Source organism: Vibrio qingdaonensis, from assembly GCF_026191675.1.
Taxonomy (GTDB): Bacteria; Pseudomonadota; Gammaproteobacteria; order Enterobacterales; family Vibrionaceae; genus Vibrio; species Vibrio qingdaonensis.
Window position 1 is genome coordinate 25956 of record NZ_JAKRRY010000040.1, and the last position, 21977, is coordinate 47932.

Annotated in this window: 20 protein-coding genes and 1 pseudogene; 15 read left to right on the plus strand and 6 right to left on the minus strand. The window is 43.8% G+C overall.

Annotated elements, in window-relative coordinates; genetic code table 11:
* Window positions 1-68: 68 nt before the first annotated feature.
* Window positions 69-893 carry a formate dehydrogenase accessory sulfurtransferase FdhD gene (locus tag MD535_RS21335; RefSeq protein WP_265677053.1) on the minus strand — a complete coding sequence of 275 codons (825 nt, stop codon included), beginning with the start codon at window positions 891-893 and terminating at the stop codon, window positions 69-71.
* 229 nt (window positions 894-1122) lie between these two features.
* Between MD535_RS21335 and MD535_RS21340 the strand changes: the two genes are divergently transcribed.
* The 11 genes and pseudogenes from MD535_RS21340 to cobB all read left to right on the plus strand — a co-directional run bounded on the left by MD535_RS21340 (window position 1123) and on the right by cobB (window position 12921).
* A complete protein-coding gene (locus MD535_RS21340) occupies window positions 1123-1560 on the plus strand; it encodes a DUF3305 domain-containing protein (protein WP_265677054.1) in 438 nt (145 codons plus the stop codon).
* Window positions 1550-2320: a DUF3306 domain-containing protein gene (locus tag MD535_RS21345; protein WP_265677055.1), complete on the plus strand. Its 771-nt coding sequence runs from the start codon at window positions 1550-1552 to the stop codon at window positions 2318-2320. Before MD535_RS21340 ends, MD535_RS21345 begins: the two co-directional genes overlap by 11 nt.
* Window positions 2321-2666: 346 nt before the next feature.
* The gene (locus tag MD535_RS21350) at window positions 2667-4331 is read left to right on the plus strand and encodes a 4Fe-4S dicluster domain-containing protein (RefSeq protein ID WP_265677056.1); all 1665 of its coding nucleotides are present in this window, start codon (window positions 2667-2669) and stop codon (window positions 4329-4331) included.
* Between the two features lie 6 nt (window positions 4332-4337).
* Entirely contained in the window at window positions 4338-4967 is a 630-nt protein-coding gene (locus tag MD535_RS21355; protein WP_265677057.1) for a TorD/DmsD family molecular chaperone, read from the plus strand.
* Between the two features lie 108 nt (window positions 4968-5075).
* Window positions 5076-5294: a twin-arginine translocation signal domain-containing protein gene (locus MD535_RS21360; RefSeq protein ID WP_265677058.1), complete on the plus strand. Its 219-nt coding sequence runs from the start codon at window positions 5076-5078 to the stop codon at window positions 5292-5294.
* Window positions 5295-5305: 11 nt separating this feature from the next.
* Window positions 5306-8161 (plus strand): formate dehydrogenase subunit alpha, encoded by a 2856-nt coding sequence (locus tag MD535_RS21365; RefSeq protein ID WP_265677059.1) that lies wholly within the window; start codon window positions 5306-5308, stop codon window positions 8159-8161.
* Window positions 8162-8172: 11 nt separating this feature from the next.
* Complete coding sequence (gene fdh3B, locus MD535_RS21370; protein ID WP_265677060.1) at window positions 8173-8781, plus strand: formate dehydrogenase FDH3 subunit beta; 609 nt, start codon at window positions 8173-8175, stop codon at window positions 8779-8781.
* Between the two features lie 11 nt (window positions 8782-8792).
* Window positions 8793-9774, plus strand: a pseudogene (locus tag MD535_RS21375) (formate dehydrogenase subunit gamma); the annotation flags it as partial.
* Between the two features lie 96 nt (window positions 9775-9870).
* Window positions 9871-10302: a hypothetical protein gene (locus MD535_RS21380; protein WP_265677063.1), complete on the plus strand. Its 432-nt coding sequence runs from the start codon at window positions 9871-9873 to the stop codon at window positions 10300-10302.
* A gap of 433 nt (window positions 10303-10735) precedes the next feature.
* Window positions 10736-11956 (plus strand): ammonium transporter, encoded by a 1221-nt coding sequence (locus MD535_RS21385; protein ID WP_265677064.1) that lies wholly within the window; start codon window positions 10736-10738, stop codon window positions 11954-11956.
* A 224-nt stretch (window positions 11957-12180) separates the two neighbouring features.
* On the plus strand, window positions 12181-12921 hold the full coding sequence (cobB, locus tag MD535_RS21390) for a Sir2 family NAD+-dependent deacetylase (RefSeq protein ID WP_265677065.1): 741 nt from the start codon (window positions 12181-12183) through the stop codon (window positions 12919-12921).
* Window positions 12922-13056: 135 nt separating this feature from the next.
* Here cobB and MD535_RS21395 read toward each other — a convergent pair whose 3' ends face one another.
* The 5 genes from MD535_RS21395 to potA all read right to left on the minus strand — a co-directional run bounded on the left by MD535_RS21395 (window position 13057) and on the right by potA (window position 18194).
* Complete coding sequence (locus tag MD535_RS21395; protein ID WP_265677066.1) at window positions 13057-14094, minus strand: extracellular solute-binding protein; 1038 nt, start codon at window positions 14092-14094, stop codon at window positions 13057-13059.
* 246 nt (window positions 14095-14340) lie between these two features.
* A complete protein-coding gene (locus MD535_RS21400) occupies window positions 14341-15372 on the minus strand; it encodes an extracellular solute-binding protein (protein ID WP_265677067.1) in 1032 nt (343 codons plus the stop codon).
* Between the two features lie 95 nt (window positions 15373-15467).
* The gene (potC, locus tag MD535_RS21405; RefSeq protein WP_265677068.1) at window positions 15468-16238 is read right to left on the minus strand and encodes a spermidine/putrescine ABC transporter permease PotC; all 771 of its coding nucleotides are present in this window, start codon (window positions 16236-16238) and stop codon (window positions 15468-15470) included.
* Window positions 16238-17095 carry a spermidine/putrescine ABC transporter permease PotB gene (gene potB / locus MD535_RS21410; RefSeq protein WP_265677069.1) on the minus strand — a complete coding sequence of 286 codons (858 nt, stop codon included), beginning with the start codon at window positions 17093-17095 and terminating at the stop codon, window positions 16238-16240. Before potB ends, potC begins: the two co-directional genes overlap by 1 nt.
* Window positions 17079-18194, minus strand: a complete 1116-nt coding sequence (gene potA / locus MD535_RS21415) for a spermidine/putrescine ABC transporter ATP-binding protein PotA (RefSeq protein WP_265677070.1) — start codon at window positions 18192-18194, stop codon at window positions 17079-17081. The genes potB and potA overlap by 17 nt, the downstream gene beginning before the upstream one ends.
* A gap of 335 nt (window positions 18195-18529) precedes the next feature.
* Between potA and MD535_RS21420 the strand changes: the two genes are divergently transcribed.
* The 4 genes from MD535_RS21420 (at window position 18530) to ttcA (ending at window position 21910) form a co-directional block, all read left to right on the plus strand.
* Window positions 18530-19381, plus strand: a complete 852-nt coding sequence (locus MD535_RS21420; RefSeq protein ID WP_265677071.1) for a DUF2189 domain-containing protein — start codon at window positions 18530-18532, stop codon at window positions 19379-19381.
* A complete protein-coding gene (locus MD535_RS21425; RefSeq protein ID WP_265677072.1) occupies window positions 19374-20174 on the plus strand; it encodes a glucosaminidase domain-containing protein in 801 nt (266 codons plus the stop codon). The genes MD535_RS21420 and MD535_RS21425 overlap by 8 nt, the downstream gene beginning before the upstream one ends.
* Before the next feature lie 4 nt (window positions 20175-20178).
* The gene (locus MD535_RS21430; RefSeq protein ID WP_265677073.1) at window positions 20179-20838 is read left to right on the plus strand and encodes a DUF2987 domain-containing protein; all 660 of its coding nucleotides are present in this window, start codon (window positions 20179-20181) and stop codon (window positions 20836-20838) included.
* A 178-nt stretch (window positions 20839-21016) separates the two neighbouring features.
* Entirely contained in the window at window positions 21017-21910 is an 894-nt protein-coding gene (ttcA, locus tag MD535_RS21435; protein WP_265677074.1) for a tRNA 2-thiocytidine(32) synthetase TtcA, read from the plus strand.
* The last annotated feature ends 67 nt before the right edge of the window (window positions 21911-21977 follow it).

Here is a 21977-nt window from a genome sequence, read left to right on the forward strand (position 1 = left end):
CGAACGCCTAAGTTCCGACGCATAAGTTCTAACGTCTAAGCTGTAAGGTATCATTTTTAAGGTATCAGTTACTTTGCACCCTTCACATCAAAATCGATCTTGTCGCTACCAGTGAATACTTGGAAACGCAGTCCTTTGGCTCTTGCAATGGTGGTAATGCCAAACTGTTTGGCTAGGTCTAATCCCATCTGTGTCACACCAGAGCGAGATAAAAGCACCGAGATCCCCATTTGCGCGACTTTAATAACCATTTCTGATGTGAGTCGTCCTGTGGTGTAAAAAATTTTATCATCGCCGGTTTCTTCGTTAAGCCACATTTCGCCCGCTAACGTATCAACCGCATTGTGACGGCCCACATCTTCGACGAATGACAGAACTTGGTTATTTTGACAAATAGCACATCCATGCACAGCGCCCGCCTTTTTATACGTATCATTAAAGTGGGTGAGCGCTTCGAGTGTGGCATAAATTTGTGATTGTTTTAATGGCGTTTGCGGAACCTGATAACCATCAAGTTGCTTCATGACGTTGCCATACATCGTGCCTTGCCCACAACCAGAGGTAACGGTTTTTTTCTTTAGTGCTTCATCGAGAAAGTCGGTATTTTCTTTAGTAATCACTGCTGCAGAATGGGTTTCCCAATCGATAATGAGTGACTCGATGGCGTTAGGATCAGACAAGAAGCCCTGATTTTTCAGGTAACCTAGTACTAAAGAGTCGGGTCTAGAACCTAGAGTCATTAACGTGACGATTTCTTTCCAATTAAGCATCACGGTAAGCGGACGTTCGCAGGCGATTTGCTTGACCAGCTTTTCACCATATTCGTCAACGACTTCAACTTCCATGGTTTGCAAAGGATTTTCGCTTGTTCTAATAATATTTGGCTTTACCACGCAATATGTCCTTTTGTTCGACTGTAGTAGCGGTTAAGAAGAGCAACCAACTCAACCTATTGGCTTGATTATTGCTTCGTAATCAGTAATTAGCAACTCAGTTAATGATAAAAGCAAATTAAATGCCAATGACTGACACGATGACATAATAAGTTATTGAATGGTCATAAGGTATAGTAAATCACCAGTCTTCACCGTTGTATGTAAACCAATCCAAGAAGAGATTTCGATGTTACCGAAAAAAAATGACGATCAATGGCCACTACAAATTGATGTTGTTGCCACAGAAAAACAAGTCGGTCGCTGGATGACCACCCAACGAGAACTTAATGGATTTGGTCTTTCTGATATTGATGTCAGCCGACCTTATTCCTTGTTAGAGCTGTATAAAGATGAACGCACTGACTATCGTTTTAACCTAAGTTCTCAATCACCAAAATTGTTTGTTGTCTTCGATAATCATGACGAGTCGGATGTGACGCCTATTCTGGTTACTGCCTCTCAAGGGGTGGCAGGATCGTTCATGGATGGAGATTACTTAGTCCTGTCCAATGATATGCCGTTACCAATACAAGCTTGGATGGAAGCGTTCATAGGTCGGCACGGGGAATTACTAGAAGTGCGCCGTAAAAAGCGTAAAGGTGCGGGGCGTTCAAGTGAAAAATAGTTTCCTTTCCCGTTGGTCTCAACGAAAGTTAGACGCAGATAAAGATATCACATCTACGCCAACCCATTTAGAACAACAAAACGATGACGATCAAATACTTGCTGATAAACAATTAGTCAGAGATGACTCTGAACGTAATGGGTCTGAACGTAATAGTTTTGAAAATGATCGTTCCATAGATGCAAACACAGCGCCTGCGCATCTACAAGATGACAACGACCCAAAACCTAGTCAGGCGATGGTGGAAAATACCGACGCACTCGACACTGAAAATCAAGATGCTAGTCAGACAAGTGATGAATCTGAAGGGGAGGTCGAGGACATACCGGTTGAGTCACTTACCATGTCGGAATTAATGACCAAAACCGGTCTCGACAAAGCAGCAAAAAAAGCCGCGCTGCGTAAGATGTTTCTTAGCCCTGAATTTAATGTTGTCGATCGACTTAATGATTATGATCATGACTATGCTGCAGTTAAGCCGCTTGCCGCGGGTGTTGCTGAAACGCTGAGAGAATGGGTGAATAAGGTAGAAGAGCTTGAGAGTGACCCCACTAACCCTGAAAGCGCAGGGGAGAATAAAGACGATAATGTGGTCGCGCTCGATGATGAAAATGTCAGTGACGAACAAGGGGCAAAACGAGAGGATGCCCTTGAAGCGGAACACGATAACGACGCAGAGGATGAGCTTCAGCAAACGAAATCAGAAAACGTAACAGATGTTGATACGAGCTCATGTGCTTCTAATGTTAATGTGAAATAAAGGTTGAAACTCGTGAAGGTGGGTGCGCGGCTAAAGACTAACCGTTTGATTGAGACAATATTTACCACACAAAAGATAGGTACATTTTGTCTTAGTGATAACATCGTATAACTAAGACAAATTGTCTCACTCTGATAAATCGAACCAATAAACAGTGCTAAATGAATCGATTTATCCTGCTCACTGGAGCGAAATACTGAGTCATTTAGCCATATTTGTCCATTTTCCGGCAAATCCGCTTTAAAATAGTGAGTAGTTTTAGTTGGAACAATAATTGCAATTTGTATCAACAGTGACGATTTAACGTCAAAGCGATGAGGCAAAGACCTCTGCACTGGAAGATGCAATGATAAAAAAATTATTAGAAGAATCGACAACTGAAAACGGGCTGGCTCGCCTTTATGCGTTTGAAAATACCGTAGAACTTGCCAATCTCATTCCTCCTACTGTTAGCTATGAAAGCCAAGGCGATACGTTGATTGTCGGACCGACGGCGATTATAACGAGCACAGCAGAGCAGCTCACGGCGATGCATTCACTTACGCTGCTGTCGACCGACGGCGTAACAAGTGACAAGTACCCAAATTTATATTTTGCGGACAGCGTTGAGATTTCCGGTTTCCTGGGCACATTTACCGTTAACGTTCAAAATCATGCGCAAACTATCAACCTTGCGGAAGTATCAGTAGGGCGAGATTGTTTTGATGTTGTGTTGGACCATACCCTTAACGGCTGCATGTCTGAGCAAGTCCCTGTTCCCGGTTTCTATCCGGTTGGAAGAGGCTATCCTTCTCTAGCTGAGGCTTTAGAGGTTATCCCAACACTAATGGGAACCTTTGATAAGCCGAAGTACTTCCGTTTGGATACCGACTTGTGTGCACACAGTTCGCGCGGTGTTAAAGGGTGTGAACGCTGTGTCGATGCGTGTCCTGCTGGTGCGTTATCAAGTGAAGGCAACGATAAGATTGGTCATAAAATTGAGATCAATCCGTATCTGTGTCAAGGCGTAGGAACGTGTGCCACGGCTTGTCCAACAGAAGCGATTCATTACGCACTCCCAACACCGAAAGAAACGCAAAAGTTCATAGAGCGAACGTTAGCGAATTATCACAATAAAGGTGGTAAAGACGCCATTATTCTTGTTTGTAGTTCCAGACACGAGACTTATAACGTCATGGCACTGAGAGCGTTACCCGACAATGTTATCCCCGTCGTTGTGGAAGAGTTACCTTCGGTGGGAATTGACACTTGGTTCGCTGCACTGGTTAACGGCGCGACGCAAGTGTTGTTTGCAGCCAGTCGTCATATGCCCGAAACCATTCAAACCGTGCTTAATCGTGAAGTGGGTATGGCACAGTTATTACTCGAGAATCTAGGGCTCGCTCGAGAAACCATTGATGTCTTATATCTAGAATCGCTGCGCGAAGGATTGCCAACATTAGTGACCACGTCACTTGGTGTGAATGTTGGCGATGTGCAAGGTGATAAACGACAACGCCTTTACACCTCTCTTGACGCGTTGGCCTCTCAACGCTCCGTCATTGAAACCATCCAAGTGCTTCCTTCTACTGCGCCATTTGGCACGGTGAATTGTGAGACGGATAAATGCACATTGTGTATGGCGTGTGTTGCGGTTTGCCCAACGAAAGCGCTGCATAATACTGGCGATAGACCTGCTCTTGATTTTATTGAGCAAGACTGTGTGCAATGCGGAATGTGCGAAAAGGCTTGTCCTGAATCGGCTTTATCTCTCTCTCAACAGGTCAACTGGGATCAAGAATCTCGTCAAAATGTTGTTGCCCTGCATGAAGAAAAGGCCGCTGAATGTTTACGTTGTGGGAAGCCATTTGCACCGCAATCTATGATTACTATGCTGCAAAATAAGTTACGCGGTCACTCTCATTTTTCTGACGACATGTCCTTGCGCCGTATCGCTATGTGCGAAGACTGCCGAGTCGTGGATGTATTTGAATCAATGGCTGAAAACCCAGAACAACAATTAAAAATTTAGGAGTCGATGTTGATGGAAGAGCAACATGATGAAATGCGCAGCGACATTTATCTCTTGATTTCGACGCTGTGTCGCCAAGCGCCAGATAGAGACCTATTGGAGTTTTTAGCTCACCTTGAAATTGAAAGTGGCATCAATCAAATGACGTCGGCATGGCAGGACTTATCTGCCGCTGCCAAAGTAGCACAGGTCAGCGCACTTGAAGATGAGTATCAAGATTTGTTTATTGGTATTGGTAAGGGTGAAATTGTGCCGTTTGCGTCTTGGCATCTAACAGGCTCGTTAATGGAGAAGCCACTCGCGGCCGTAAGGCAATCACTAACGCAATTAGGGTTAGAACGAGAGGAAGGTGTCAAGGAGCCGGAAGATCATATTGCCGCGATAAGTGAAGTGATGGCGGCGTTAATTGAACAACAGAGTGAACCTGAAGCAAAGGCATTTTTTAACCAACACCTTGCTACGTGGTATGGCGCGCTTTGTCGCCAAATGGAATCAGCATCCAGTGCTCAGTTTTATAAGGATGTCGCGGTATTGATGGCGGCGTTTTTCGACGTAGAGCAGGTGAGGTATGCAACCAGTCCGGTGTCTACCAAAGCAAAAATGAAAATTGATGTAAAGAACATTACCACTAAGTAATGACCGTTTAATCGTTAGTCAGTTAGGCGTGAGACTTAACTTAACTATTCAGCTTACTAGAGATATCTGTACTTATTAAGTACAAGGCATCCACTCAGGGAGCAAACTATGAGCAAGCAAAACAAGCAAGATGAACAGAGCACGTGCAATGAAAGCCGACGTAACCTATTAAAAGGATTGACGACGGCGGCAGTTGCGGGTGCCGTTATTACTGGCACTACCCATGCAGCAAGCAGTGGTGTCACTGATACACCGTTGGACGAAAGTACCAAGAAAACGGGATATCGTGAAACGCAACACGTGAAAGATTACTACGACACACTTTAAGGAGCGAACCAATGAAACTGACAAAGCGCTCCAATACTGTGAGCAAAAATGAAAACAAGCTTGGCATCAGTCGCCGAACGTTTATGCGTAGCTCTACGCTTGCGGCAGGTGGTGCCGTCGCCGGAGCGTATGTCTTCGCGCCAGGGATGATTAAAAAAGCGCAAGCTCAATCGGTTGATCCTGAAGCGAAAACCGAGATAAAACGTACAATATGTTCACACTGCTCGGTCGGGTGTGGTGTGTACGCTGAAGTTCAAAATGGTGTGTGGACGGGTCAAGAACCGGCATTCGACCACCCATTTAATGCTGGTGGGCACTGTGCTAAGGGCGCAGCTTTACGTGAGCATGGCCATGGTGAGCGACGTCTAAAATACCCGATGAAGCTTGAAGGCGGAAAATGGAAGAAGCTGACGTGGGATGAAGCCATCGAAGAGATTGGCAGCAAAGTCTTAGAAATCCGCGAAGAATCAGGCCCTGATTCTGTGTATTGGCTGGGCAGTGCTAAGCACAACAATGAACAAGCGTATATGTTCAGAAAAATGGCGTCTCTATGGGGCACAAACAACGTCGATCACCAAGCGCGTATTTGTCACTCCACCACTGTATCAGGTGTAGCAAACACTTGGGGTTATGGCGCGATGACCAATTCTTTCAATGACATGCATAACTGTAAGTCTATGCTATTCATTGGCTCAAACCCTGCCGAAGCACACCCTGTTGCCATGCAGCATATCCTGATAGCCAAAGAGAAAAACGGTTGTAAGATTGTTGTTGCGGATCCAAGACGTACGCGTACAGCAGCGAAGTCAGATCATTATTGTTCGTTAAGACCCGGTACGGATGTTGCGTTTATCTGGGGCTTGCTATGGCACATTTTTGCGAATAAATGGGAAGACCAGGAATTTATTCGCCAACGTGTGTATGGCATGGATGAGATTCGACAAGAGGTTGCCAAGTGGACACCAGAAGAGGTTGAGCGCGTGACTGGTGTAAGCGAAGCCGACGTATACAAAGCCGCCAAACTACTGTCTGACAATCGTCCGGGTAGTATTATTTGGTGTATGGGCGGTACTCAGCACACTACCGGTAACAACAATACGCGTGCTTACTGTGTACTTGAACTTGCACTAGGTAATATAGGTAAGTCTGGTGGCGGGGCGAATATTTTCCGTGGTCACGACAACGTACAAGGCGCGACTGACCTTGGCGTCCTTTCTCATACGCTTCCTGGTTACTATGGCTTAGCGGATGGATCATGGAAGCACTGGGCGAAAGTCTGGGATGTGGATTACGAGTGGATCAAAGGACGATTTGATCCAAACGAGTATCGCGGTAAAAAGCCAATGAATAACATGGGCATTCCTGTGTCGCGTTGGATTGATGGCGTACTTGAAAATAAAGAAAACATTGAACAGAACGATAACATTCGCGCCATGTTCTATTGGGGGCATGCGGTTAACTCGCAAACCCGTGGCGTCGAAATGAGAAAAGCGATGTCAAAACTCGACATGATGGTGATTGTCGACCCATACCCAACACATGCAGCGGTAATGAACGACCGTACTGACGGTGTGTATTTATTACCAGCAACCACTCAGTTTGAAACTTACGGTTCCGTTACGGCTTCAAATCGCTCGCTTCAATGGCGCGATAAAGTCATCGAGCCACTGTTTGACTCGAAACCTGATCACGAAATCATGTATCTGCTGACTAAAAAATTAGGGTTTGCGGATCAGTTATTTAAAAACGTTAAAGTTGAAAATAACCAGCCGGTGATTGAAGACATTACACGCGAGTTTAATAAAGGTATGTGGACGATTGGTTACACAGGCCAAAGCCCTGAACGACTCAAAGCTCACCAGCAAAACTGGCATATTTTCAATAAAACAACATTGGAAGCCGAGGGCGGTGTCGCCAACGGCGAAACCTATGGCTTACCATGGCCGTGTTGGGGTACGCCAGAAATGAAGCACCCGGGTACTCATATTCTTTACGATACATCAAAACCGGTTGCATTGGGTGGGGGTAACTTCCGTGCTCGATTTGGTGTGGAATTTGAAGGCGATAGCTTGCTGGCTGAAGACAGTTATTCTTTGGGTTGTGAAATTGAAGATGGTTACCCAGAGTTTACCGATAAGCTGATTAAACAGCTTGGTTGGTGGGGGGATTTAACGCCGGAAGAGCAAGCCGCTGCCGAAGGTAAAAACTGGAAAACTGACTTATCGGGTGGTATCCAGCGTGTTGCGGTACTTCACGGATGTATGCCATTTGGTAATGCCAAAGCCCGTGCGATTGTGTGGACGTTCCCAGATCGAGTTCCTCTGCACCGAGAACCTCTGTATACGCCACGTCGAGATTTAGTGGCTGACTACCCAACGTGGGATGACAGTGAGTCTATCTACCGTCTACCAACCTTGTATAAGTCTATCCAAGACCAAGATAAGTCGGGGGAGTATCCGATTGTGTTGACATCTGGACGCTTGGTTGAATATGAAGGTGGGGGTGAAGAGACGCGTTCTAACCCGTGGCTTGCGGAGCTGCAGCGTGAAATGTTTGTTGAAGTGAACCCGAAAGACGCCAATGACATCGGATTTAAAGATGGTGACATGGTGTGGGTTGAAGGCGCGGAAAAAGGGAGAATTAAAGTTAAAGCCATGGTGACGCGACGTGTTAAACCAGGGTTAGCGTTTCTTCCTTTCCACTTTGGCGGTAAGTTCCAGGGTGAAGATCTTCGTTCTAAATACCCTAAGGGAAGCGATCCCTATGTCATAGGTGAGGCCGCGAATACGGCCACCACTTATGGCTATGATCCGGTGACGCAAATGCAAGAAACAAAAGTCACTCTCTGTAATATCAAGAAAGCGTAAGGAGTCATAACATGGCTAGAATGAAATTCCTTTGTGACACCAAGCGTTGTATTGACTGTAACGGATGTGTCACGGCATGTAAAAATGAAAATGATGAGGCGCTCGAATGGGGTATTCAACGTCGTCGAGTGGTCACGTTAAATGATGGTGAACCGGGTGAAAACTCCATTTCGGTGGCTTGTATGCACTGTACCGATGCACCTTGTATGGCGGTGTGCCCTGCAGACTGCTTCGAGCATACAGAAGACGGCATCGTGCTTCACAATAAAGATCTCTGTATTGGCTGTGGTTACTGTCTGTTTGCCTGTCCGTTTGGTGCGCCACAGTTTCCCAAGCAAGCTTCATTTGGTGAACGTGGCAAAATGGATAAGTGTACGTTCTGTGCTGGCGGGCCTGAAACGGAAGACAATTCCGAAGAAGAACGAGCTAAGTACGGTGCCAACCGTATTGCAGAAGGCAAACTGCCTATGTGTGCTTCACTATGTTCAACCAAAGCACTGCTGGCTGGAGATGCGGAAAAAGTCTCTGACATATTCCGTCAACGCGTAGTTGAGCGTGGCGCAAAAAATGCGGGTTGGAGCGACGGGCACGATCTGTCTTACGATGCAACTAAGAGCTAATGGAGACTCGTATGCTAAGTACGCTTAGAAACCAAGCTCTTGCAATGCTGCCAGTATTGGCAGCATTACTGCTAATGTTGTCGTTTGGAGTAAGAGCAGAAGAGAGCAAAAATGACAAAGTAGTGCAAAGTGAAATGGTCCAGTTAGCCGGTGCTGATTATTGGCGTGCCGTTAAAGATGGGGTGGAAGGCACCACCACGTCGGCATCTCCTGAGCATGGCGTACTGATAAGCACACCAGGTGAAACCTGGTTTGTTTTGAAAGAAAAGTGGATGTCACCTGCTGCTGCAGTTGCAATCTTTGGCAGTATCTCGATGGTAGTACTGATGTACTTTATCGTTGGGCCACTGAAATTGAGTGCGGCGCGAACGGGGAAAAAGGTCAAGCGCTGGTCGAGAATGGACCGTGCGCTCCACTGGAGCATGGCGTTTACTTTTCTCACTCTTGCATTTAGTGGCTTAATGCTGGTGTACGGTAAGCACTTTATGAAACCGTATGTGCCGACAGAGTTATGGGGTTGGACGATTTATATTGCCAAGCAATACCATAACTATATGGGTCCATTGTTTTTCATTCTACTTTTCGCTGTTTTATTTAAGTGGTGGAGAAAGTCTATCTTTAATAAGACGGACGTACAGTGGTTTATGAAGCTTGGTGGTATGGTTGGTAAGCATAAAGGAACGCACCCATCTGCGGGCTTCTCTAATGGTGGTGAAAAAGCGATTTACTGGTTACTTATCTGTTTTGGCGCCATTGCCGCTGTGAGTGGATTGATCTTAGACTTCCCAATTTTCGGGCAAACTCGACGTGATATGGAACTATCAAATTTAGTGCACATGTTCTCTGCGCTTATTTTAATTTGTGGTTTTGTGTTCCATATCTATATTGGCCTCTTTGGCATGGAAGGCGCGTTAGAAGGAATGGTCACTGGCGAAGTCGATGAAACATGGGCAAAAGAGCATCACGATTTGTGGTTTGAGGAAGTGAAAAACTCAGAGAGTGACCCAGAAGAGTCGGCGACGAATTCTCGTGCGAGCTCTGCGACAACTCAATCTGACAGTAAGCTGACTTAAGGGAGTATCGACTATTATGCAGCAACAACATAAAGGCATTTGGGTTGCGTACATCTTAAGCCTCTTTACGCCTTTTACTTTGCTTATTTCTGGCGTTATTGCCATTGTTTACGCAGGGTATAGGTTGGATAAAGGGGAAGACACTGATGTCGTCAACTCACATTATTACGGATTAATAAGAACGTTTTTTCTAAACTTAACCTTCTTTGTCGTATTAATTGTCACCGTTGCCACCTCGAATGGATTGCTGAAAGGCGTGACTCATTATTGGTATAAAGCGACGTGGCTTGATCAAATAGCCAACGTGATTCCATATATTGGAATGGTGTTTGCCGCGATTGCTATTCTAGTGTGGATAGTTCGAATGTTTAAAGGAATGGATATGCTAAAGCGTAATATTCCCATGACGTTTGATAAAGGTCCTCAACTGATCGATACAACGCAATAAACGCAGCGACTCTAGATTAGAAAAGAACAAATCCCATGTTTCGAAAGCAACATGGGATTTTTTTGCTCTATCCATACCTATACCTGCCAATGTGTTTAGCATGCCTCTAAGACAACGCGTCACCAATCAATTAACCGATCAATCAACCAATTAATTAACTGATTTGCTACATTGTAGTGCGCACGAATTTGGTGCTTATCACTAATATGGTGCAAATTATTATCATTTGATGAGTGGCTTAAAAAATAAGTTTCTTTTAATGATCATTTAAATCATAAGGTTATATTGCATTGGTTTGAGGGTGACTTTTGGAACGGTTCTTGCTGATATCACACCATGTAAATTTTAAGCACCAATATGGTGTGATGAAAATGTTATGAAGCACAGTAATGATGCTTTACATGGGAATATGGTTTAAAGGAGTAATAGATACATGACCCCTTCGGTAGAACAGGTACATGGCGCAGTACAAACGCTCACACAAAGCTCTGATACGCTCTTCTTATTACTAGGAGCGATTATGGTGTTTTTAATGCACGCAGGCTTTGCTTTTCTTGAAGTAGGAACCGTGAGGAATAAGAACCAAGTTAATGCGTTAGTGAAAATACTTGCTGATTTTGGTGTTTCAGCCATTGCTTATTTCTTTATAGGGTATTGGGTTGCTTATGGCGGTACATTTTTCGCTGATGCGGAAACGCTATCGCAAGGAAATGGCTATGAGTTAGTTAAGTTCTTCTTCTTATTAACATTTGCAGCGGCGATACCAGCAATAGTTTCCGGAGGCATCGCGGAACGCGCTCGATTTTATCCAATACTTTTAGCGACATTTTTTACCGTTGGTTTAGTGTACCCATTTTTTGAAGGTATGATTTGGAACGGAAATTTTGGGTTTCAAGGGTGGCTTGAAGCAACATTTGGCGCTGGGTTCCATGACTTCGCTGGCTCGGTTGTGGTGCACGGTGTTGGTGGTTGGATAGCGTTAGTTGCGGTTATCTTTCTAGGTATGAGGAGAGGGCGTATTAGAGCGGGGAAACACACTAACTTTGCTCCTTCTAATATTCCGTTCTTAGCCTTAGGTGCGTGGATACTCAGCGTAGGGTGGTTTGGCTTCAATGTTATGTCAGCACAAGCGTTAGAAGGCATCAGTGGGCTTGTGGCCATGAACTCTTTAATGGCGATGGTTGGAGGAATTTTGGCTGCACTTATCGTCGGTAAAAACGATCCTGGTTTTATTCATAATGGTCCGTTAGCGGGTCTTGTTGCAATTTGTGCTGGCTCGGATCTTATGCACCCAATCGGTGCTCTGATCACCGGTTCAATTGCTGGTGCTCTGTTTGTTTGGGTATTTACCTATCTACAGAATAAAACAAAAATTGACGATGTATTGGGTGTATGGCCATTACATGGTTTATGTGGTGCTTGGGGGGGGATTGCTGCAGGTATCTTTGGTCAAAGTGCGCTAGGTGGACTAGGGGGCGTGAGCTTTGTCTCGCAATTGGTTGGTACGTTTGCTGGAATTGCTATTGCACTTGTCGGTGCGTTGATTGTTTATGGTGTATTAGACAAGCTTACGGGTTTAAGGCTATCTGAAGAAGATGAGTTTAACGGCGCAGACTTGGCTATTCATAAGATTTCGTCAACCAGTGACGATTAGATAACTGAGTTACACAGGCAATTACTATAAAAAGAGGTGTCGATAGATGCCTCTTTTGCGATCTCCCGCCCAGTGTACATGTGCGTTAGAATTTTCTGCGTAAAACTCATAAATAATGCTTTTAAATCAATGGCATTAGACTATGGTCTAAGGGGCAAAACTAGGGGGACTGAAGTAATCCATGTTATTCTTGTGGTATAGATTACGTCAGAACAAGGATGGTTATGAACTTCCCCTATAAAAATATTGTGATATTAACGGGTGCAGGCATCTCAGCTGAATCGGGAATACAAACATTTCGGACGCAGGATGGACTATGGGAAAACCACAGAATAGAAGATGTGGCTACGCCGGAAGGCTTTGCTCGCGACCCGGATTTAGTTCAAACCTTCTATAACCAAAGGCGTAAAAAACTTCAGTTACCTAGCATCCTTCCCAATGCTGCTCACATAGCTTTAGGCCAACTTGAACGCGATCTTCATGGTTCCGTTACCGTCATTACTCAAAATATCGATAATCTTCACGAGCGTGGTGGAAGTGATAATGTTATTCATATGCATGGTGAACTTCTGAAGGCGCGCTGTTCAGAATCAGGGCAAGTAATAGACATGAAAGACGATGTGATGACTGGAGATTTGTGCCATTGCTGTCAATTACCCAGCCAGATTCGCCCACATATTGTTTGGTTTGGCGAGATGCCTTTAAAAATGGGCGATATCTATTCAGCATTAGAGGCCGCTGACCTGTTCATTTCTATTGGTACTTCCGGTGTCGTATACCCAGCCGCCGGGTTTGTGCACGATGCAAAAATGCACGGCGCTCATACTATTGAAATTAATCTTGAACCAAGTGCCGTTCAAAGTGAATTTGAAGAAAAGCGGTATGGTAAAGCCAGTCAAGAGGTACCAAAACTCGTTAGGGAGCTTCTTGCCTTGCAAACTCAAGATCACGAGACGTCATCGTAAACCCCTGCAATAGGATTCCGATACATTATTGAAGCGGTGGGAACAGATAGAAAAAGCGCTCACTTTCGAGAGCTTTTAATTAGAAGTAATAAGGGAAATAAGCAGGCTTATTTCCCTTATTCGTGTTATCTAAGCTTAATTATCAACTTTAAGCTTTTGGAAGTATTCTTCGTAAAGCGCACCTGCTTCACCGACTTCATCTTGCCACGTACCTGAATCCATCACCTCTTGTGGTGGGAAGACATTTTTGTCTTCGGCGAACTCTTTTGGTAGCAGTGGGTAAGCGGTTTTAACCGGTGTAGGGTAACCAATTTCTAATGCGATTTTCGCCGCATTTTCTGGGCGAAGTAGGAAGTCTATCATCTTATGAGCGGCTTCAATATTCTTCGCGCCTGATGGAATTGCTAGGCTATCCATCCAAAAAATCGTGCCTTTTTCAGGCCAAACGATTTCAATCGATGCCCCTTCTTGGCGAGCCATATAAGCGGAGCCATTCCAAAGCATACCCAGTGATACCTCACCAGCTAAATATGGGTTAGCAGGGAAGTCAGAGTTAAATACCAACACATTCGGAACAAGCTTACGCAGTTCTTCGTAAGCGGCTTTGATTTCTTCTGGATTTGTCGTGTTTGGAGAATAACCCAGCTTTGTTAACGCAATATGGAAGACTTCACGAGAGTCATCCATCATCATCAACTGACCTTCCCATTTCTGGTCCCACAAATCGTCCCAGCTTTTAACGGCCGACTTATCAAGCATGTCAGTATTGACGCCAATGCCTGTTGCGCCCCAAATGTAAGGGATAGAAAAGTTATTATCAGGGTCAAAAGGTTTGTCTAAGTAGTTGGCATCAAGATCTTGAAAGTGCGATAGCTGTTCTTTATCTATTTGTTGCAGCATGCCTTCTTTACGCATCTTTGAAACGAAATACGTTGAAGGAACCACTAAATCATAACCTGAGCCTTGAGTTTTTAACTTAGCATACATGCTTTCGTTAGACTCGTAGGTTGAATAGATGACTTTAATCCCTGTTTCTTTAGTAAAGTCCTCTAATACTTCACTTGGAATGTACTCAGACCAGTTGTAGAAATAGAGTTCTTCGTTGGCAGCAAACGCCGGGGTAGTGAAGAGAGTCGCCGCACAAAGGGCGCTAGCATACAGTTTGCTTTTCATTACTTTTCCGTTTGTATTTTATTAACAAAGAGCCATAGAAGGCATGACAATTTGATGATGTCTTAGCAAGCAACATCAAATTACTTTGGACGTCATAAATAATTTGACGCAAGTCACAAGATTATATCAGTGATTGAAAGATATCTCTATGTGGCTGTTTACAAAAAACAAACGTTTGGAAGGTTATAAGGGATCTATTAATAAAAAAGGTGGCTGATGCCACCTTTAGTTAAGGATGTAGGTAAACTACTGCCCAGCTTTTAGCTTCATGAAATAATCTTCGTAAGCGACCGTTTTATCACCAACTGAATCTTGCCACTCAACTCGGTCTAAATCTTCCTGAGAAGGGAATAGGGCTGGTTCATGCTTGAACTTGTCGTTTGACGCCTTGACTGCCGTTAAGTAACCGGTGTCATTGGAGATTTGTTCTGCAATATCAGGGCGCAGTAAGAAATCAATCATCTTGTGAGCCGCTTCTATGTTAGTTGCACCTGAACTGATAGCAAAGTTGTCAACCCAACCAATACCGCCTTCTTTCGGGAAAACAAGCTGTAAAGGCACGCCTTCTTTCTGAGCCGCGGCTGCAGACCCGTTCCATAACATGCCCAAACCGACTTCGCCAGACATATACGGTGACCCAGGATTGTCAGAGTTAAATACCAGTACATTTGGCATTAGTTTTTGAAGTTCAGCGTATGCCTCATCAATCTGGGCTTGATCCGTTGTGTTGCCCGAGTAACCCAGTTTACGCAAAGCGATATGGAACACCTCGCGGGTATCATCCATCATCATTAACTGACCTTCTAGTTCTGGTTTCCATAAATCTGCCCAGCTAGTAAAGTCATTGGGATCATACATATCGGTATTTACGGCAAGGCCGGTAATCGCGACAACATGAGGAATCGAATAATCGTTATTTGGGTCATACGGTTTATCTAGATAATTGCTATCAAGGTTACCGAAGTTACTAAGTTTGCTCTTATCGATTTTTTGTAGCATGCCTTCATCGCGCATTTTCGCGACGAAGTAAGTAGACGGAACGACAAGATCATAACCTTTATTATGTGTCTTCAACTTAGCATAAAGTGTCTCATTAGACTCATAAGTCGAATAGATGACCTTTATACCGGTTTCTTCAGTGAACTGCTCGAGGATGTTACTGTTGATGTACGGTCCCCAGTTCATGAAGACTAATTGTTGCTCTTTTGCACTAACCATGCCTGATGCAAGAGAAAGTGCACATGCACTACCAGCTAATAAAGTAGCCCATTTTTTCATTGACGTAAGCTCCAAACAAACGCTGCCATAATGGCATAGATAAAAAAAGCAGAGTGACGGCGTCACTCTGCTCTCACTTTTAAATTTGACGACCGTTACTTAATTTTTTCGCGTGCGAGAAACTGCGAAGTCATGACTAAAGCCAGTGACACAATCAACATGATGGTTGCTAGGGCATTGACCTCCGGAGAAATACCCACCTTAACCATAGAGTAGATCTTCAGCGGTAAAATTTCGTAAGTCGGCCCAGTAACAAACGAGCTCACAATGACATCATCAAGAGATAATGTAAAACTTAGCAACCAACCGCCAGCCACTGCAGGCTTAGCCAGTGGGAGAATAATCTGCTTTAGGATTGTCCATTCACTTGCACCAAGATCTTTTGCCGCTTCTAACATTTTGACATCGAAGCCTTTTAAGCGGCTATAAACGGTGACAACAACAAACGGCAAACAAAACGTAATATGCGCAACCAGCAGGGTCAAGAAACCAAGTTGAACACCCATTACCAAGAAAATAGCGAGCAATGAAATAGCCATCACAATGTCAGGAGACATCATAACAATAAACAATAGCCCACTAACCGCTTGCTTACCTTTAAATTGGTAGCGAAACAACGCCACTGCAGTCAAACTGCCAATTAACGTTGCTGCCGTCGCGGAAAACACGGCGACATTAATCGAATGCCAAGCCGCTTGCATAAGGCTGTCGTTATTGAATAGTGCGTGATACCACTTCGTGGTGAGACCACCCCATTTCATACCGAATTTATTGGCATTAAAGGAGTTAGCAATCAAGACAATGATTGGTAAGTACAAAAATGCATAAACTAATGTCATGAAACCAAATTTAGCAGTGCGACCCATTATTCGAGCTCCACTTTACGGTTTAATAATTTACCTGCTCGATAGTAGGCATAGAGCATCACAGCCATAGCGGTTGTTAAAGCAATACTGGTTGCGGCACCAAATGGCCAATCCCTTGCGTTGAGAATCTGGCTCTTAATCACGTTACCAATGAGTAGGTTTTTCGCTCCACCAAGCAAATCGGCAATATAGAACATGCCTAGTGCTGGCAATAGCACCAACAAGCACCCACCAATAATACCTGGCATCGTTAGCGGCAAAATTACTTTGGTAATAGTTTGCCATTTACTCGCACCTAAATCTTTCGCCGCTTCTATGTAAGTATGATCCAACTTCTCTAGTGCAGAGTAGAGTGGGAGAATCATAAAAGGCAGCAAAATATAGACTAAGCCGATCATGACGGCTGTTTCCGTATACATAATACGGAGTGGCTTATCAATAATATCGAGTGCCAGTAGCCCTTTATTCAATATGCCCTGAGTTCCTAGGACAATTTTCAAGCCATAAGTTCGAATTAGAGAGTTAGTCCAAAACGGTACAATGACGAGGAACAGCATAAAAGGACGCCACTTTTCTGGCATCTTTGCAACGATATAAGCAAATGGGTAGCCAATAACAAGGCAAATTAAGGTCGCAACGATCGCCATATAGAACGAATGCAGTACCACTTTGGCGTACAAAGGGTCCAACAGACGGGCGTAGTTGTTAAGCGTAAACGTCATCTCAATGAGATTAGCTTCGTCTCGAGTTAAAAAGCTTGTGCCAATGATCATCACATTTGGGATCAATACAAACAGTACTAACCAGCCAACGATTAATGTGATGATGGCATTTTGTAAATTAAATTTCTTGCTCATCTTTTAATACCACTTCCCAGCTTTCAACCCAAGTAACGGCAACTTTTTGACCCAAAGAATGGTCAACATCAGGATCATCTTCATTGAAGAATTCACTAACCATTACGCGCATTCCAGATTCAAGTTCTACTACTGAATCAAGCGTCATACCTTTGTAGGTACGTTCAGCAACGTGGCCAACAATACCTTTGGTTTCAGACTCTTTAATTTCTTCAATTCTTAAGTCTTCTGGGCGAAGTAATACTTGTAATTTCTCACCGTCTACACAAGGCTGATCGTGATAAACAATGCATTCTTGGCCTTCAATTATTGCTTGAATGCGTTTGTCATCAATACGTTGATTGACGGTCGCATTAAAGACATTAATCTCACCGATAAAGCGCGCAACGAACAAGTTTTTAGGCTCTTCGTAAATTTCGCGTGGTGACCCGTCTTGCTCTATCACACCGTCGCGCATAACAATGATACGGTCAGACATGGATAGCGCTTCTTCTTGGTCGTGTGTAACGAAGATAAAGGTAATCCCTAGCTGACGTTGTAATTGTTTAAGCTCAATTTGCATTTGCTTGCGTAGTTTGTAATCAAGCGCTGATAACGATTCGTCGAGTAGTAATACTTTAGGCTTGTTCACCACAGCTCGCGCAATCGCGATACGTTGTTGCTGACCACCTGAAAGTTGATGAGGCTTACGTTGCGCCATTTTTTCCAATCGAACCATTTTGAGCGCTTCTGTTACTCGTGGTTCAATCTCTGCACTCGGAACTTTTTGCATCCGCAGGCCAAACGCGACGTTCTCAAATACCGTCATGTGTGGGAATAGGGCGTAGCTTTGGAAGACGGTATTGACATGCCTTTGCTCAGCAGGAACTTCGGTGACATCTTGGTCTGCAAGACTAATAGAACCGTTATCTACAGTTTCAAAGCCTGCAATCATTCGAAGTACGGTTGTTTTACCGCAACCTGAAGGACCTAAGATAGTGAGAAACTCACCATGATTAACGTTTAAGTCTAGATTTGCGATGATTTCCTTACCATCGAAACTTTTACTTACACCAGATAGCTGTACGACTGGTGTTCCTACTGATTGTTTAGCGTTCAATGTCTGCTTATCTCCACCTTGGCCGTTTGGTTTTTCATGGCCTGTTGCGATACACGATTAAGGCGCGCATCATAATCACCAATGGGGTGAAATCAAAGCACTTTTTATCTTGAAACAAAAAAAATTTCGCAGGTAAAACTAAACATTATTTACCATACTTGTTTCAGAAAGCTTCAAGATGAAAATTTCACCTTATCAAGTGGTTAATTATTATCCAAAAAGATAATAAATCAAGCTTATTAGCGTGATAATCATTGCGTGATGCCGCTATAATGGCGCAGCCTTTTTAACGGAAAAATAGACGTTCGCATTCTTAAGTGTGACATGGAAAAACTATGAAAAATGATTTTGAAAGAGACTTCAATTTAGGTGGCAGTATTGAGCGAGCGGTATCGGGTCAGTATGAACTGAAAGCCGGCGACATATTTCAAGAGGCATGGAAGCAAACCATGAAGCACTTCATGTCGTTTTCTCCGGCGATCATTGCGCTTATTTTTGTTCAGCTAGGTATCTTTTATGTCGCGTTAAAACTTCAGCTTGGTGACCCCGGGCTTATCTTACAAGCCTTCCAGGATCCATCGTTGCTTGATGAGCGAATTTTTCAAGCTATTTTCGTTGCCAACTTCAGTTACGAAGTCGTCAGTGCCCCGTTTTACGCTAGTGTATCGTTAATGGCGATGAGCCACGCCTGTGGGTTAACCACGAAGTCTCGTCATATCGCAAAGGGTTTGCAATTTACCGTACCAGTCATTATTGCAACGTTAGCAAGCCTTGTATTGCAGGGTGTGGTTGGGATGATGTTGCCGTTTATCTCTATGTATTTGTCACTTGCGTTTAGTCAGTCAATTTTACTTATTTGTGAAAAACGCATTCCACCAATGCAATCGCTTTTGCTCTCGTTGCGTGCAGTAAATAAGAAAATTTTTGTTCTCGCGGGTATTTATACGTTAATGATGTTGATGTTTATCGTCGGCGCCATGTTCTACGGCGTAGGGTTAATTTTTGTTTTGCCGTTTTTCTTCCACGTGAAAGGTATTATATATCGAGAAATGTTTGGTATTAAACTTCAAATAACAGCGAATCAAGACGATGATAGCGATGGCGGTCAGGGGCGACCACCACGCGACAACGATCATAGCAATGACAACGATAAACCTAACAAAAATCCAGAGGTTTTCGATGCGTAAGTCGCATAAGTTAGTGGCAGCGGCTGTGCTGCTGTCGGGTAGTACTTTTTGGTATCTTAATCAAGAAAATGAAAGTTACGACGGCAATGATGTTTCAGACACTGCACTCACGCCAATCTCTGACTCACCACCTGACATCGGCGCCATTACGGATATTACAGAAAAGAAACAAACGTTTTTCGATTACTTAAGACCGGGTGTAGCTATTGAAAATGCCCGGATAGTCAAAGAACGTAAGCGAATTTTGCAATTGCAACAGGCACTTGACGAGCAGTCGCTTACGTATGAACAAATCGAAACCGCAAAGCGAATAGGGCGATTATACAATTTAGAGCCGAAAGAGGTGACCTACGAGTGGGTAGAGCAAATTCTACAACGCGTCGACGTGTTACCAGAATCACTGGTGTTAACCCAAGCGGCAAACGAATCTGCATGGGGAACATCTCGCTTTGCAAAAGAAGCCAACAACTACTTTGGTCAATGGTGTTATAGCAACGGGTGTGGTCTCGTGCCCCTTCAGCGCGGAGAAGGAAAAACTCATGAGGTTGCGAAGTTTTCTTCTCCTCAGCAATCTATTCATGGTTACTTTATGAATGTGAATAGAAACAATGCTTACAGTGATCTGCGAGCGATACGCAAACAATTACGAGAGAGCGGAGCATCACCATTAACGGAAGTGTCCGCATTGGCGATGACAAATGGCTTGCTTCGCTACTCTGAGCGCGGTGAGGCATACGTCAAAGACTTACAAGCGATGATTCGCCATAATGAAGAATTCTGGACATCAAAATAACACTATGAAAAAAGTAGCCAATTTAGCCTTACTTGGTCTGTTCGCGGGCGTATTAGCCATGCCAGCAACAGCGCAAGAATATCGTTTTACTTATTCTAAACTCTATTCTCAAATGAAGAACAATATCAAAGAAGGGCATGAGGACGTTAAAGTCGGATTCTTCTTTGTCGACGCCCAAAGCCAACAATTGTGTAATATTGAAAAAGCTTGGATGGAGAAAGAGGAAAAGTACGAAGAATTAAAAACCAGTGAATATAACGAGTTGCTGGTTCCATTAGATGGTAACTTAAAGCAGGCGAACCCGTTAGTCTACATACACACACCGCCCATGAAACAATGTGACTTTTCTATGGTCGTGATGACTAAAGAACCGCTATCCGGAAAGGTGTCTTATCAAGATGTTGCGAACCTTCTGCCGCAAATGCAGACGATGCTTGCAGACCTTGGTGGCATGTTTTCTGGGTGGTTTACCGCTGATGTCACTGGGCTCACGTTAGAGTTTGCTGAACAGGAAAATGGACGTATTGAGCTATCCGGTGGCGATTTTATTGAAATTTCTAACGGTAAAGCTCAGGTCTTGCTTGAAGAAATAGGCAAAAACGGATTCATGCAGCTTCCTTCTAAAACCAGTCGAGTATTACCCTACATTCCTAGTGCAAATTAACCGCATTGGTGAGCCAGAAACTCACCGATGTCGCTAATTAACCGATAAAACAGGCGAGTGATAGATTTACTATTGCTTTGCTTGTTTTCACACTCTGTAAAACAAAGTATAATCCGCGCCCTATAACGCATCCGGCGGCCAATGACCGTCGAACTAGTCGGTAGTATGAGAAATCGCAATGAATCAAAAAGATACCAGAAAAGACACACTTGAATTCAACAAACTCCAAAAACGTCTTAGGAGAAATGTTGGTAATGCCATCATAGATTACAACATGATTGAAGAGAATGATGTTGTAATGGCATGTATCAGTGGTGGTAAAGACTCATTTGCGATGCTTGATATCTTACTACGATTGAAAGAAGCGGCCCCGATTCACTTTGATGTTGTGGCGGTGAATCTAGACCAAAAACAACCTGGCTTTCCAGAGCACATCTTGCCTGAGTACTTTGAAACGCTAAATATTCCTTATTACATCGTTGATAAAGATACCTATTCCGTCGTGAAAGAGAAAATCCCAGAAGGTAAAACAACCTGCGGTTTATGCTCACGCTTGCGTCGTGGCACTCTGTATTCGTTTGCAGAAAAAATTGGCGCGACTAAAATTGCACTTGGTCATCACCTAGACGATATTGTGGAAACGATGTTTTTAAATATGTTCCACGGAGCACGTTTAAAGGCTATGCCGCCTAAACTTCGTTCTGATGACGGTCGCAATGTGGTCATTCGTCCGCTGACCTATTGTCGTGAGACTGACTTAATTCAGTATGCTGAACATAAAGAATTCCCAATTATTCCATGTAATCTTTGTGGCTCGCAAGAAAATTTGCAACGCCAGAGCATTAAAGCAATGCTGATTGACTGGGATAAGAAAACACCGGGTCGAGTAGAAAAGATTTTCAAGTCGATTCAGAATGTCAGCCCAAGCCAATTAGCGGATAAAGATTTATTTGATTTCGAAAACCTGCCAATTGATAGGGAAGGAGAGCGAGCTCAATACGGATTTAACGAAGCTGAAATTTCATCGTCAAACATTGATGAGTCGATGTTTATCAACGTGGCGAATATCTAACACGTGATCTCAAACTCATTCGCTTGCGAACCGCTCTTTATAAAGTATTAAAAAAGCCCCACTCGTG

Bases quoted from the DNA above. Each gene is read 5' to 3' on its own strand.
- MD535_RS21360 (WP_265677058.1), top strand. From the start codon at position 5,076: ATGAGCAAGCAAAACAAGCAAGATGAACAGAGCACGTGCAATGAAAGC.
- MD535_RS21355 (WP_265677057.1), top strand. From the start codon at position 4,338: ATGTTGATGGAAGAGCAACATGATGAAATGCGCAGCGACATTTATCTC.
- MD535_RS21340 (WP_265677054.1), top strand. From the start codon at position 1,123: ATGTTACCGAAAAAAAATGACGATCAATGGCCACTACAAATTGATGTT.
- potC (WP_265677068.1), bottom strand. From the start codon at position 16,238: ATGGGTCGCACTGCTAAATTTGGTTTCATGACATTAGTTTATGCATTT.
- MD535_RS21430 (WP_265677073.1), top strand. From the start codon at position 20,179: ATGAAAAAAGTAGCCAATTTAGCCTTACTTGGTCTGTTCGCGGGCGTA.
- cobB (WP_265677065.1), top strand. From the start codon at position 12,181: ATGAACTTCCCCTATAAAAATATTGTGATATTAACGGGTGCAGGCATC.
- MD535_RS21350 (WP_265677056.1), top strand. From the start codon at position 2,667: ATGATAAAAAAATTATTAGAAGAATCGACAACTGAAAACGGGCTGGCT.
- MD535_RS21395 (WP_265677066.1), bottom strand. From the start codon at position 14,094: ATGAAAAGCAAACTGTATGCTAGCGCCCTTTGTGCGGCGACTCTCTTC.
- potB (WP_265677069.1), bottom strand. From the start codon at position 17,095: ATGAGCAAGAAATTTAATTTACAAAATGCCATCATCACATTAATCGTT.
- MD535_RS21425 (WP_265677072.1), top strand. From the start codon at position 19,374: ATGCGTAAGTCGCATAAGTTAGTGGCAGCGGCTGTGCTGCTGTCGGGT.
- MD535_RS21365 (WP_265677059.1), top strand. From the start codon at position 5,306: ATGAAACTGACAAAGCGCTCCAATACTGTGAGCAAAAATGAAAACAAG.
- MD535_RS21400 (WP_265677067.1), bottom strand. From the start codon at position 15,372: ATGAAAAAATGGGCTACTTTATTAGCTGGTAGTGCATGTGCACTTTCT.
- MD535_RS21420 (WP_265677071.1), top strand. From the start codon at position 18,530: ATGAAAAATGATTTTGAAAGAGACTTCAATTTAGGTGGCAGTATTGAG.
- ttcA (WP_265677074.1), top strand. From the start codon at position 21,017: ATGAATCAAAAAGATACCAGAAAAGACACACTTGAATTCAACAAACTC.
- MD535_RS21380 (WP_265677063.1), top strand. From the start codon at position 9,871: ATGCAGCAACAACATAAAGGCATTTGGGTTGCGTACATCTTAAGCCTC.
- MD535_RS21385 (WP_265677064.1), top strand. From the start codon at position 10,736: ATGACCCCTTCGGTAGAACAGGTACATGGCGCAGTACAAACGCTCACA.
- fdh3B (WP_265677060.1), top strand. From the start codon at position 8,173: ATGGCTAGAATGAAATTCCTTTGTGACACCAAGCGTTGTATTGACTGT.